The organism is Psychrobacter sp. NG27, assembly GCF_016106655.1.
GTDB lineage: Bacteria > Pseudomonadota > Gammaproteobacteria > Pseudomonadales > Moraxellaceae > Psychrobacter.
This window is the reverse complement of sequence record NZ_JADGIN010000007.1, coordinates 94334-107095: the sequence shown is the minus strand read 5'-3', so window position 1 is coordinate 107095 and position 12762 is coordinate 94334. Positions and strand designations below refer to the sequence as shown.

Sequence of the window (12762 nt, the reverse complement as noted above, 5' to 3'; positions counted from 1 at the left end):
TATAATAGACAATTAATAATAAAGTTATAAAGAAAATTTACATTAGAGCAGTGTAGCACTTCTCTAATTTTTTGTCTTTTTCTTCTTATATCATGATGAAAACTGTGTCGGGCTTGAACGATTAATTGTACGACAGCCCGCAGCACAACACTTAAAAATTTTCGTGGTTCATAACTAATAACAATATAAAGAGTGACTGCCAGTATTATCGGTAGAGTGTTCTGAGGATAAATTGATATGTCTAGTGTGCTAAACAATGATGGTCTCATCGCTAAAGATATCAGTAATCAAAATCTCGATGAAGGTTTGCAGCGTGCAGACCTATATAAACTACTAAAAGAGCGTGAACAGTGCTGGTGGCAAGCGCGCCAACAGCTAATAGAGCGTCAAGAAAAGAAAATGTTCTGGTACGGTGACAACAGTCTGTTTATGTGGTTATTGTGGCAACTGGTGGGTTACGTGGTTGTGGCCATGGTGCTAATGCTACTTAATAATTTTTTGAATATATCGCTACCATTATGGCAATACGTTGCCTTATTTGTTTTACAAACTGCATTTTTTATCGGTATGCTCGCAGCCAAAGGTCGGCTCGAAAATCAGCTACAACGCAAAATAGAAAACGATGAGTTAATGAGCGAAGAGATGCTTAATGAGATGGTTATTTTGGCGGAAGACAGCCTTTATCCGGATGTACATGCTAAATCTCCTATCTCTCTAGAGCAGTTAGATGATTATCTTGGTGGTCAGCTTCATTTGGCGAGTTTGCAGTGTTTGTTACAAAAAGAAGTTGATGCTGGACGCTTGATAATAGGAGATCAACCGCTAGAAATGGGCGTTTTGCCGCCAGAGCTTGCTGATGGTGATCTCAACGAACACGCTGATGAAATATTTTATAAGAGCACGCTATAAAACGTGCTCTTATAAAGTCAATTAATAGCTATAAACCACGTTATTTTCTCTCTTTGTAGTGAGACTGTCCATCAAGGCTGATTTTAAGGCTTCAAGTCTGTCTGCGGACAACGGCTCATCGTTTTGATCACTGATATAAAACATATCTTCTGCGCGCTCACCTAGCGTGGTAATGCGAGCCGCATGCACCTCGATTTGTTCTTGTAAAAACACTTGACCTACCCTTGCCAATAGGCCGGGTTGATCGAGTGTCTCTAAGCTCAGGATATGCTGATCTGATGCATCATTGAACTCAAAATTAATCACCGTTGTCACTTCAAAGTGTCTGAGCTGACGCGGCATCCGTTTGTTGGTGAGTTTGAGTACAGTAGGATCTTTGAAGGCATTAATCAGGCGTTGTTTAAGCTCATGCTGACTGTCTTCATCGACCAATAATGTACCACTAGGATCTAATAATACATAAGAGTCCAAGGCAAAATCACGAGTGGCCGTGATAATACGCGCATCCAAAACATCTAGATTCATCTGATCAAACACCGCCATGGTGACTGCAAACAGATTTATCTGATCTTGGGTATAGACAAAGACCTGTACCGCATCTAGTGCCAGCTCACGATGCTCGCGTAGTACGACCAGCGGCGGGCTATCGGCGTTAGAGGCGAGACCAATCGGTGGGTGATTAAGAATGGCCTCAGTGTGCCATAAAATGTCTTCTGGAATCTCACGCAAAAAATACTCATCGCCTAAGTCATCCCACAGCCGCAATACCTCATCACGGTTCATGTGCTGGTTATTGACATTATCTAGCATCGCTTGCGCTTGCGTGCGGGTGGCAATGATCATATCTTGGCGATTGGTCGGCGCATCGATATCAGCGCGCAAGATACGACGGGTCTGCGAATACAATTGTTTCATGAGCGTCGCCCGCCAGCTATTCCAAAGCTGTGGATTGGTGGCGTTCATATCAGCCACGGTCAGTACATAGAGATGGTTTAGGTGGGTCACGTTACCGATAAGATCGGCAAAGATAGTCACTACTTCAGGATCTGAGATGTCTTTTTTCTGGGCAGTGATGGACATCAGTAGATGGTAGCGGGTCAGCCAGCCGACCAAATTGGCATCTGCCAAACTCATGCCATGTGATAAGCAAAACTCAATTGATTCTATTTGCCCAAGTTGACTATGATCGCCGCCCCGACCTTTGGCGATATCATGGAACATGGCCGCCAATACTAAAATCTCTTTACGCTCGATACGCTGAAAGATGGAGCTGACCAATGGGAATTCGTCACAAAACATCGGATCAGTAAAGCGGTGCAAAATCCGAATCAAAAACAACGTATGGGCGTCGACCGTATAGCGATGAAACAAATCATATTGCATGAGGCCCGTGACTTGCGCAAAAGCAGGCACATAATTGCCCAATACCCCGTAGCGATTCATGGTACGCAATCGATGAAACAGATAGTTTTGCTCTTTTAAATTGGCCAAAAATAACGTCTTATGAGCAGGATTGTCTCTATAAACCTGATCGATGCCTCGTGCCGCAATTTTGAGCGCACGTAGCGTATGTGTGCGAACCTTGTCGATGCCATGCTGACCCATCAACAAAAACATCTCTAAAATGGCGTCAGGGTGCTGCGCAAACACTCGATGATGGGCGATGGCAATCTGATTGCCAATCCGATTGAATCGCGCATTGATGGGCTGTTTTTTTGGACGTTCATCATCAGGCAGTTGCGGCTCTATGATGGTCTCATAGTAGTGATTGGTCAGCATCTCAGACAGCGTCGATATCTGCATGGCACAGCGGTAGTAATCGCGCATAAAGCGCTCGACCGCAGCGTTAGGCTGATCATCTGGCTGGGTCTCATAGCCCATTAGCTGTGCAATCTCACGTTGATAATCAAACAACAGCTTGTTTTCGTTACGGCCGGTCAGTACATGCAAGTAATGACGTATTTGCCATAAATAACCTTCTGAAAAACTGAGCTCATCGAACTCTTTTTCAGTCAAAAAGTTCTGTTGTACCAAATCATAGAGTTTACCCACCCGAAAGTAACGTTTGGTCACCCAGCCGATGATGTGGATATCACGTAGGCCACCAGGCGCGGTCTTTATGTTTGGCTCAAGATTATATTCTGTGGCATTGTGCTGTAAATAACGCGCTTTGGACTCTTGCATCTTTACATCAAAAAACGCGCGCGGCGACCACAGTTTATTGACGATTTGAATAGGCATGTCTTGTAGTGCTTCATTACCAATGAGCAGTCGCGCCTCTAACTGGGCACTGGCAATAGTATGGTCAAGCGCCGCCTCTAGCGCATCATCAATGCTACGCACAGAGAGAGCAGGCTCAAGACCAATATCCCATAACAAGGCGACCAACTTGTCAATCTTGCTACTGGCATCAGCACCTATTTCATCAGGAGAGAGCAATAAAATATCGATGTCTGAATATAGAGACAACTCACCGCGACCGTAGCCACCAGTGGCAAAGAATGCCAAATCAGTCTTATCCAATTCAAACCATTTAAACAATGCAATCAATAAGCTGTCAATCGCAGAGGCACGAGCGCTTACCAGTTGACGGATATTGGTGCCGCGTTCAAGTAATCGGCTGATATCCTCATTGATTTGTGCCAGCCATTCAGGAATTCCAAGCAGCATCTTTTCTGTCGCATTTTGGGTTGGTGACAAGGACGTATCGTTTGTTGTCTCGTCTGCTAACAGAGGTAAAGGCGTTAAATCGATAGAAGCGCCATCAGAATTAAACATGAGCGTTATCCCGTTAAAATTTAGAAATAGAGGAGGCCAGCTGAAACATTTGCTGAAAAACCTGTGGCGATCAGTATGATGATTGGTAGCCTGCGAAAAGCAGCAGTAAATATATCATTCAGTAGCTTATTAAGTAGCTAAGTAAACAACTTAGTAAGTAACTCGGTAATCAGGTTGAGGACATACCTTAGAGTATAAAGACAAAAAGTCTGTCAGCACAATACTCAATATGCCTGAATTATTGGCCAAAAAAAAGACCGCCTAAGCGATCTCTTATGATGTTACTGTGTCAAAAAACTTAAATCTTCTTCAGGGCGGGCAGTAAACACCTCACAGCCATTGTCTGTGACGACCATGGTGTGCTCCCACTGCGCAGACAGTTTACGGTCTTTGGTAATCGCCGTCCATTCATCAGGTAAGATTTTGGTCTGCCATTTACCTTCATTAATCATGGGCTCGATGGTGAATGTCATACCTGTTTTTAGCTCGAACCCTGTGCCTCTTTTGCCATAGTGCATGACTTGTGGCTCGTGATGGAATTCATTACTGATACCATGTCCACAGAACTCACGAACGATACTGAAACGCTCAGGCTCGACCACTTCTTGAATCGCAGCACCTACATCGCCTAGGCGTGCGCCATCTTTGACAACACTCATGCCAGCATAGAGGGCATCTTGTGCCACTTTACATATACGCTTTGCCATAATGGAGCCATTGCCCACGATCCACATTTTTGAGGTATCGCCATAATAGCCATCTTTGATAACCGTCACATCGATATTAATGATGTCACCATCTTTTAGCAGTTTCTTTTCACTTGGGATACCATGACAAACCACATGATTGACCGAGGTGCAGATTGATTTTGGGAAACCATTGTAATTAAGTGGCGCTGGGATAGCACCTTGTACATTGACAATATAGTCATGAGCAATTTGATTCAATGCTTCGGTGCTGACGCCCACTTTAACGTGCTCGTCTAACATTACCAGCAAATCGCTAGCAAGTTTACCGGCAACACGCATTTTTTCTATGGCGTCGGCTGACTGGATAAGAGATTTTTTAGTCATCGTTTTCTGTCTTATATTTATGGGTTTAATATGGGCAGATTATACCATAAATGGATGGATGACAGTTCTGGATTGAATGATGGTAAATCTATCACTATGATTGATAATAATTGCTTTACAGCACAAAAGTAGGGGCATGACCCTCTGGTCACGCCAATATATTCATATTTTAATAAATGGGTTGAATGTTACAGAAGATATAAGTAATGTAATTTTGCCTGCTAAAGGGATTAGCAGCAATCTTTGCCGCTTCTGCTGTCGTATTTGAGAGGTAAAGATAACCCACATTAATGATAACAAGGATGTTGTTATGACACTTTCTTCGTACGTTCGTGCCAAGCTCAAGCCACGCGCTTTTTTGCCAATACTGGGGTCAATCGGTACTGGTGTTCTTTTGATGACACTGCAAACCGCATCAGCCCAAGCAGCAGGCCAATACTATAACTGTGCTAATGCCAATGGTTGTACGCTAGTTGACAGCAAGTACTTCACGTCTAGTTATACCAAAACTCAGTATCCAGTGGTTATGGCTCATGGGCTTGGCGGCTTCACTAAGCTGTTTGGGGTCATTGATTATTTCAACGGCATTCCTCAAGAGTTGATGAAAGGCGGATCAGAGGTATATACCACCAAAACCTCAGCTGTCAATAACAGTGAGGTTCGCGGAGAGCAGCTGTTACAGCAAGTCAAAACCATCTCTGCTGTTTCTGGTAAGCCTAAAGTCAATTTATTTGGACATAGCCAAGGAGGTATAGACATTCGCTATGTCGCTGGCGTCGCGCCAAAATACGTGGCCTCTGTCACGGCAGTCTCAAGCCCAGAACAAGGGTCAAAAACCGCAGATTTTGTCAAAAACACCCTCGAGCCAAACAATACTACAGGTACCCCATCAAACGTCACCACACAGCTCGTCTCGGGTGTGTTTAATTTAATTGGTGGCTTTACTGATATTGGTTCGGGCATCAGTTTTAATCAAATACAACAGCAAGATGGCTGGCAAGCACTCGTGGCACTATCGACCAGTGGCGCAGCTAAGTTCAATGCCAAATTCCCTGCTGCCATGCCAAAAAACTACTGTGGTCAACCGACCAGTACGGCCGCCAATGGCATTAAATACTACTCGTTCAGTGGTGTTGGACAAATAACCAGCGCCCTTGATCCTAGTGATTATCTATTAGCAGCAACTGGTGTACCGTTCGCCGGTGAGTCGAATGATGGATTGGTATCTGCTTGCTCAAGTCGTCTGGGTTATGTGATTCGTGATGACTATAGAATGAACCATTTAGACTCCGCCGATCAAGTGTTAGGTCTGACCGCATGGGGCGAGTCTGAGCCAAAATCTATCTATCGTACTCAGGTCAATCGTCTCAAAAACGCTAACCTTTAATAGCGCAAGTTCTCAAAAATATAAGCCTTTAAACGGACTGATAAAAAGAACCCTCATTTATGTCTAATAATCGCCGCCCAGCCTATCTACCAATCGCTATCATCGCTGTGGTCATCATAGCGGTAGCTGCGGCGGTGATTATGTGGTTCAAGCCTGACAGTTCACCTATCACGCCAGCGCAGCCAGTATCTAACGCTCTCGCTAGTGAGGCTGATAGTAGTCAGTCAACTAGACTGGATGATGGTCAAATGGTACAAACCACTGCTAACCAAAATCAGTCTGCATTTGTCACCGGGTTGGAGCGTTTGCCGCGTTCATTAAAGGGTACGCAAATCGATGGTGAGATCATCATTGATGAAAACAAACAGTTGGTCGTCACCGAAGGTCTGCGGCGTTTATTCGATTATTTTTTATCAGCATTAGGAGAGGAGGACGAAGCCGTTATATTTGCGCGTGTTGAGAGTTATATTCGTCTTCACACGCCAGAACCTGCCGCCAGCCAAGCGGTCGCTATATTTAATCAATATGTGGCCTATCTCAAAGCACTGCCAGAGATAGAAAAACGTTATGGCAATCTGCAACTACAAGCGACCAAAAGTGGTGAGCTAGATTTAAATACAGTCACTCAACAAAAGAGGGATGTGGCCAATCTACGTCAGCAGTATTTTGACAAACCAACCATCACTGCATTCTTTGGGGCAGGGGACGACTATGATGACTATAGTATAGAGATGGTCAGAATCAACCAAAACACTCAAATGTCTGATGTACAAAAACAAGCCGCTAGGCAAGACTATGTAAGCCGCCTACCAGATAGTGCTACCAAAACCAATATCATGCAGCAAGCCAATCTGGGTGAGCTCATGACACGTACCGAACAGATGAAAGCTAGTGGCGCGACGCCCGAAGCACTATACAATATGCGCCGAGAGCTAGTGGGTGCACCAGCCGCCGAGAGACTGGCGCAAGTAGACAGAGAAGACGCCAACTTTGAGCAACGCTTTAGCCAATATGAAACCCAAAAACAGCGTTTATTAAGTCAGAATGTAGATCCAGCTCAAGCAAAAATTCAGATAAATCAGCTTGAGCAGCAGTTGTTTGACGATACTGAGCGCAAGCGTTTAGACGGCTATGCTGCACTGCAACAACAAAAGTAGTCAGTACGCCATAATCAATTGTCAACACAGATAGGTAGTGCTCGCTTTACGTATTCTTTATCAGACAACAATTACCCTGACAACCAATACCACCAATGCTATTAATGATAAGAGTTCTAGGAACAGCGTTGTTGGTAAGCATCAGTAGATAAAACGGTTAGCAGGTAACCTGATTGTTGGCAAGATCCAGTAGGTCTATATTTGCAAAGTAGAACACAACCTCCTCGAAGTAATTACCCAATTCATAATGACACCTGACTGTCAGTCATCCAAAATATCGCTATTGTGTAAAACAATGCACAAGACAATAAACAAATCATAATAAATCAAAATTTTCACTAAACTTGAGGTCTGGTATTAATATCCAGCTCTCAGACTTAGTGAAAATTTTAGGTCTAATAAAGCGAGGAATTGATATGAAAAATATGAAAACAGTCATGATGGCAGTTACTTTTGCAGTTGGTGCACTTGCTGCTGGTTGCCAGACGACAGCCAATTTACCTGCGCCTGTCAGTCAACCAATCACTTCAGATGTGCTGCAAGCATATAACTGGCAGCTGGTTGATGCCAAACGCAGCAATGGCGATCAGATTACTCAGCTATTTTTTGACCCAGCCAAGCCGTTAACGCTCAATTTCATGAGTGATAATGGCAGAGATTACATGGCATTTATGAACACCTGCAACAACATGAGTGCTGGATACAGTGTTGTCAACGGCGATGTGCAAATCAAAAACGGCATCAGTACTATGATGGCGTGTCCTGAGCCGCAAGCCAGTTTTGATACAGCCGCCACGGCAACTGTACAAGGTAAATATAGCCTCAGTAAAAATGCCAAAAACGTACCTATTCTGACCATCAAGAATGATAACCAAGTGGCTTACTTTAAAGCCGTTTCTAAATAATTATGTGCTAAATGGAAGTAATTTAGACATTCCATTCAGAATTAACAAGGCCTCACTAATAAGTGGGGTCTTTTTTTATCCAACGTTTGATGCAGTTTACGCTACACTAGAGTAATGGTTCTGTAATAATTTTATCATCAGGTTCTATTGGATATCACGTTATGTTTAAAACAGTTATGTCAAAACTAGCCATGAATAGGCGCACAGCAACAGGCGCTATGACGATAGCGATAGCTACGGTGCTCACTGGCTGTCAGACACTATCTGGTACGCCAATAAAAAAACTAAAAAATACAGTCGATACCAATCCGCTAACAGCTCGAATGCCTATGATTGATCGCCAAGGGTACATCGCTTATGTCGAGGAGCAAGGGTTTGGCGCGGCCAAAGTCTCGACACTTTATAGCATTCGTCCTGATGGCAGTGATCGTCAGTTGATTGATCAGCTAAAGGGTTATATCTACGCGCCCGCATGGTCAGCTGATGGGCAATGGCTCGCCTATAGCAAACAATCCGCGCGCCAACATCCCAAAATTTATCTTTATGATAAGAGCAGTAATACGCGCAATCTGGTGGTAAATGCTGAAGGCAGTAATATGTCGGCATCATTTTCACCGAATGGCCAAAGTCTGCTCTATAGCTCGACGGTCGGCGGCAATGCTGATATCTATGAGATGCGTCTGAGTGATGGAGATACGAGGCAACTGACGACACTGCCCAGCACTGAGGTACAGCCAAGCTATGCGCCCGATGGCAACAGCTTTGTCTATACCAGTGATAAAGTTCGTGCTGGACGTCCACGTATTTATCGCTATAGCTTTGCCACTGGCAATGCGACGCCTATGCCGACTAGTGGCTATGTCGCGAGTCCTCAACTCAGTACAGATGGTCAGCGTATGGCCTACCTAAATGGTCGAAAGGCAGCCGTTATGACCCTGAGTACGGGACAAGTCACCAATCTGGCAGAGACGGGACTCGATGAGCCAGCGCGCTTATCTCCCTCTGGTAACTATGCTGTCTATCCGACAAAATTGTCGCAAGTGGGCGGCCAAAATGGTGGAAGCTTGGTTATATACTCGCTTTCGGGTAACACAAGCTATGCCATCAGCGGTCAGAGTAATAGCGTGGTGCGTTCTCCCGTTTGGGGGCGCTAATGGCGAAACCTATGTATTATAGGGTAAGATGTCTATATGATTAATAAAGAAACATAAGTTGATTCTAACACCTTAATTTTTAGATGGTTAAAAGGAGAAAATACGTAATGCAAGAGTCGTTTTTGATATTCATCACCAAAATCAGCTTGTACCCGACGATAGTATTTACAGGATTGGTGATGTTTGTGGCCTTGTATTGGATGGTTTCTCTACTTGGTATGGTAGATATGGATGCGGTAGATATTGGCGATGCAAGTGGCGAGGGGGCTGACTTGACCTCATCAGGTTTTGTGTCAGGTCTGCTGCTCAAATTCGGTCTGTATGGCGTGCCGCTTATCGTGATTCTTAGCTTAATCAGTTTGATTGGTTGGTTGTTAAGTTACTTCTATACCAGTTTTTTACATCAAAATTTTGATTCAGGCATCTTATATTACCTATTCGGCACCGGAGCGCTAATCTTTGTATTGGTCATCTCCATGTGGCTGACAGGCATCATCATCTCTCCCATCCGCAACAAAATAGCCAAAATACCTAGACGCAATGCTGCTAGCAATATCGGCAAAATCGCGGTTGTGCGTACCCTTAGTGTCACGGACAAACACGGCGAAGTGGAATTGAATGATGGCGGTGCAGGATTGATACTCAAAATTCGTTCAGACATCAATGATGGCTCGCTGAAACAAGGCGATCGAGTGATGTTGGTAGAGTATTTAGAGGCAGCCAATACCTATCGCGTAACCCCTGTAAAAGATAAATAACCACTATAGTCACTCCACTATAAAAGTGTTACTGCGTTAACCTCGCTTGAAGTATTTGATATACATCTACACTCGGTTGCCTTGTACTACTTTTAAATTGAATCGACTATATAAATAATTTAGCCACTAGTAAGTAATTTAGTCACGATGATTCGCCATCGTTATTTTCAGCACATCATTATCGCTTTTAGCACAGAATAACTCATAGAATAAACAGCGATTTAGTCAGAGATTTTAGAAGAATCTCTGGTTTAGGCATAATATTTTTAGCAATGATTTAAACGGTTTTAAATTTGGTTATAGTCGATTCAAGATAATTCGGATATAAGAATGGTGCGTGATAGGGCTATAAAGCACACGTGCTATAAAAGGTGCTATAAACAGTAAATTTAACAGGCCTGATAGCATATCTGATTTATATAGAATTGATTATGGAATGTTTTAATTAAAGGAATGGATATGGACACACTCATTATCGTCGGCGTGGTTGTAGTGCTGTCGTTTGTTTTTATGATGGTCGCACTACTGATGCTCAAGGCCTTTTACTTTAAGGTCGAGCAGGGCAAAGCACTCATTATCAACGGTGTGAGTAAAATTGCCGTACGTTTTGATGGTGGTTTTGTTTGGCCAGTCATCAACAAAAAAGAGTTGATGAGAATCTCGCTTATCACGTTAGAAGTGGACAGACGCGGTAAAGAAGGTTTGATTTGCGCAGACAACATGCGTGCTGATATCACCGTGGCATTTTATTTACGCGTCAATGAAACCGAAGAGGATGTGCTAAAAGTCGCCAAATCGGTTGGGGTAGAGCGTGCGTCAGATAAAGTTGCTGTCAACGAGCTGTTTAATGCCAAGTTCTCTGAAGCATTAAAAACAGTTGGCAAGCAGATTGATTTCGTCAAACTGTTTGAAAACCGCAGCGAGTTCCGTGACAGTATCGTTCAAGAAATTGGTAACGATCTGAATGGCTATGTCTTAGAAGATGTGGCAATTGATTATTTGGAGCAAACGCCAAAAGCATCATTAGATTCAAGTAATATCTTAGATGCTGAAGGTATCAAAAAGATTACTCAATTAACGGCCTTTCAGAACGTCATCACCAATGAGCTTGAGCGTGACGAAGAGCTGGCCGTTAAGAAAAAGAATGTCGAAACCAGAGAGGCGATGCTAGAGCTAGAGCGTCAGCAAGCCGATGCTGAAGCCAAACAGCAACGTGAAATCTCGTCAGTGATTGCCCGTGAAACGGCTGAAACCCGCAAGATTGAAGAAGAAGAACGTAAAAAGTCTGAAACTGCCGTTATTTCGGTTGAGCAGGATTTGGCCATTCAACGTGAGAATCAGCAGCGTGAAATCGAAGTAGCAGGTCAAAATCGCCTGCGTGCAGTCGTCATCGAAGAAGAAAAAGTGACGCGTGCTCGTGATTTAGAAATTGTCTCCCGTGAGCGTGAAGTTGACTTGCAACGTATCGAAGCCGAACGTGCGATTGAGCTTGAGAAAAAAGAAATTGCCAACGTCATTCGTGAACGTATCGCAGTGGACAAAACCGTTGCGCAAGAAGAAGAGCGTATCAAAGAAGTCCGCGAAATTAGCGAGGCTGAGCGTTCTAAGCAAACACGCGTCCTAGCAGCAGAAGCCGATGCGGAAGAAATCAAAGTACGTCAGGTGAAAAAAGCCGAAGCAGAAGAGCTTTCTGCCAAGCACAAAGCCGTCGAAATCACCACATTGGCTGCCGCCAATCTTGAAGCATCTGCTAAAGATTCAGAAGCCAAGATTAAAATGGCCGAAGGTACCAAAGCAGAAGAGTCAGCACATGGCTTCGCTGAAGCAGCTATTCAAGAAGTCAAAGCGGCTTCTCTGGAGAAAGAAGGCATTGCGAAAGCCAATGTTATCAAAGCGACTGGACAAGCTGAAGCGCAATCAGATCGTGAAAAAGGCATGGCAGATGCTGAGGTTATCGCGGCTCGTGGCGAATCTAAGGCAAAAGCTGAGCGTGATATCGGTATGGTCGATGCAGAAATCATCGCCGCTCGCGGTGAATCTACCGCCAGAGCCGAGCGTGAAAAAGGTATGGCAGATGCTCAGGTCATCGCGGCTCGCGGTGAGTCAAATGCCAAAGCAGAACGCGAAGTTGGATTGGCAAAAGCCGAAGTTACTCGCGCACATTTCCAAGCCGAAGCAGATGGTCTGGTCGAGAAATTCAATGCCATGGGTAGCATGAGCAAAGAAGCACGTGAGCACGAAGAGTTCCGCATGAGTCTTGAGACAGCCTTGCAAGAAGCATTGGCATCGATTGACGCTGGTAAAGAAATCGCCAAAGAAAATGCTGAAGTATTGGCAGTTGCGTTACAGAAAGCCAAAATCGATATTGTTGGCGGCGAAGCGCATTTCTTTGACAACTTTGCTAAATCACTGTCTATCGGTAAAGCCATCGATGGCCTAGCGGGTAAGTCAGATACATTGAGCGGTATCATCAATGGTGTGATGGCCAGTCAAGCCATGAAATCAAACCAAAAAAATGATGATAAAACGACTTATTAATAGGGTCTAAAGGCCTAGTCTTAATGCGCAAGTATTAGCAAGCAAGTTTTTATCATTTAGTATGAATAAGTAATATTCTCTAAAATAAAAAATCTGTCGTGTA

The 12762-nt window shown here is 44.0% G+C and carries 9 protein-coding genes; 7 read left to right on the top strand and 2 right to left on the bottom strand.

What is annotated here, in order from left to right; all coding sequences use genetic code 11:
- Positions 1–237 precede the first annotated feature (237 nt).
- Entirely contained in the window at positions 238–909 is a 672-nt protein-coding gene (locus IP485_RS11340; RefSeq protein WP_198327301.1) for a hypothetical protein, read from the top strand.
- Positions 910–930: 21 nt separating this feature from the next.
- On the opposite strand, the gene glnD is transcribed toward IP485_RS11340, so the two are convergent.
- Together glnD and map are read right to left on the bottom strand one after the other, a co-directional pair.
- Positions 931–3687, bottom strand: coding sequence for a [protein-PII] uridylyltransferase (gene glnD / locus IP485_RS11335; RefSeq protein WP_198327300.1), 2757 nt, complete (start codon positions 3685–3687; stop codon positions 931–933).
- 281 nt (positions 3688–3968) lie between these two features.
- Positions 3969–4760, bottom strand: coding sequence for a type I methionyl aminopeptidase (gene map / locus IP485_RS11330; protein ID WP_198327299.1), 792 nt, complete (start codon positions 4758–4760; stop codon positions 3969–3971).
- 310 nt (positions 4761–5070) lie between these two features.
- Between map and IP485_RS11325 the strand changes: the two genes are divergently transcribed.
- The 6 genes from IP485_RS11325 to IP485_RS11300 all read left to right on the top strand — a co-directional run bounded on the left by IP485_RS11325 (position 5071) and on the right by IP485_RS11300 (position 12659).
- Entirely contained in the window at positions 5071–6147 is a 1077-nt protein-coding gene (locus tag IP485_RS11325) for an esterase/lipase family protein (RefSeq protein ID WP_198327298.1), read from the top strand.
- 59 nt (positions 6148–6206) lie between these two features.
- Positions 6207–7304 carry a lipase secretion chaperone gene (locus IP485_RS11320; protein ID WP_198327297.1) on the top strand — a complete coding sequence of 366 codons (1098 nt, stop codon included), beginning with the start codon at positions 6207–6209 and terminating at the stop codon, positions 7302–7304.
- A gap of 416 nt (positions 7305–7720) precedes the next feature.
- On the top strand, positions 7721–8209 hold the full coding sequence (locus IP485_RS11315) for an META domain-containing protein (RefSeq protein ID WP_198327296.1): 489 nt from the start codon (positions 7721–7723) through the stop codon (positions 8207–8209).
- Between the two features lie 161 nt (positions 8210–8370).
- Positions 8371–9363, top strand: coding sequence for a PD40 domain-containing protein (locus IP485_RS11310; RefSeq protein ID WP_198327295.1), 993 nt, complete (start codon positions 8371–8373; stop codon positions 9361–9363).
- A gap of 107 nt (positions 9364–9470) precedes the next feature.
- Positions 9471–10121: a hypothetical protein gene (locus IP485_RS11305; RefSeq protein WP_198327294.1), complete on the top strand. Its 651-nt coding sequence runs from the start codon at positions 9471–9473 to the stop codon at positions 10119–10121.
- Between the two features lie 459 nt (positions 10122–10580).
- Positions 10581–12659 (top strand): flotillin family protein, encoded by a 2079-nt coding sequence (locus IP485_RS11300; RefSeq protein WP_198327293.1) that lies wholly within the window; start codon positions 10581–10583, stop codon positions 12657–12659.
- The last annotated feature ends 103 nt before the right edge of the window (positions 12660–12762 follow it).

What these genes read in the sequence shown, in the direction of transcription:
- IP485_RS11325 (WP_198327298.1), top strand. Translation starts at nt 5,071, where the DNA reads ATGACACTTTCTTCGTACGTTCGTGCCAAGCTCAAGCCACGCGCTTTT.
- map (WP_198327299.1), bottom strand. Translation starts at nt 4,760, where the DNA reads ATGACTAAAAAATCTCTTATCCAGTCAGCCGACGCCATAGAAAAAATG.
- IP485_RS11315 (WP_198327296.1), top strand. Translation starts at nt 7,721, where the DNA reads ATGAAAAATATGAAAACAGTCATGATGGCAGTTACTTTTGCAGTTGGT.
- IP485_RS11320 (WP_198327297.1), top strand. Translation starts at nt 6,207, where the DNA reads ATGTCTAATAATCGCCGCCCAGCCTATCTACCAATCGCTATCATCGCT.
- glnD (WP_198327300.1), bottom strand. Translation starts at nt 3,687, where the DNA reads ATGTTTAATTCTGATGGCGCTTCTATCGATTTAACGCCTTTACCTCTG.
- IP485_RS11305 (WP_198327294.1), top strand. Translation starts at nt 9,471, where the DNA reads ATGCAAGAGTCGTTTTTGATATTCATCACCAAAATCAGCTTGTACCCG.
- IP485_RS11310 (WP_198327295.1), top strand. Translation starts at nt 8,371, where the DNA reads ATGTTTAAAACAGTTATGTCAAAACTAGCCATGAATAGGCGCACAGCA.
- IP485_RS11340 (WP_198327301.1), top strand. Translation starts at nt 238, where the DNA reads ATGTCTAGTGTGCTAAACAATGATGGTCTCATCGCTAAAGATATCAGT.
- IP485_RS11300 (WP_198327293.1), top strand. Translation starts at nt 10,581, where the DNA reads ATGGACACACTCATTATCGTCGGCGTGGTTGTAGTGCTGTCGTTTGTT.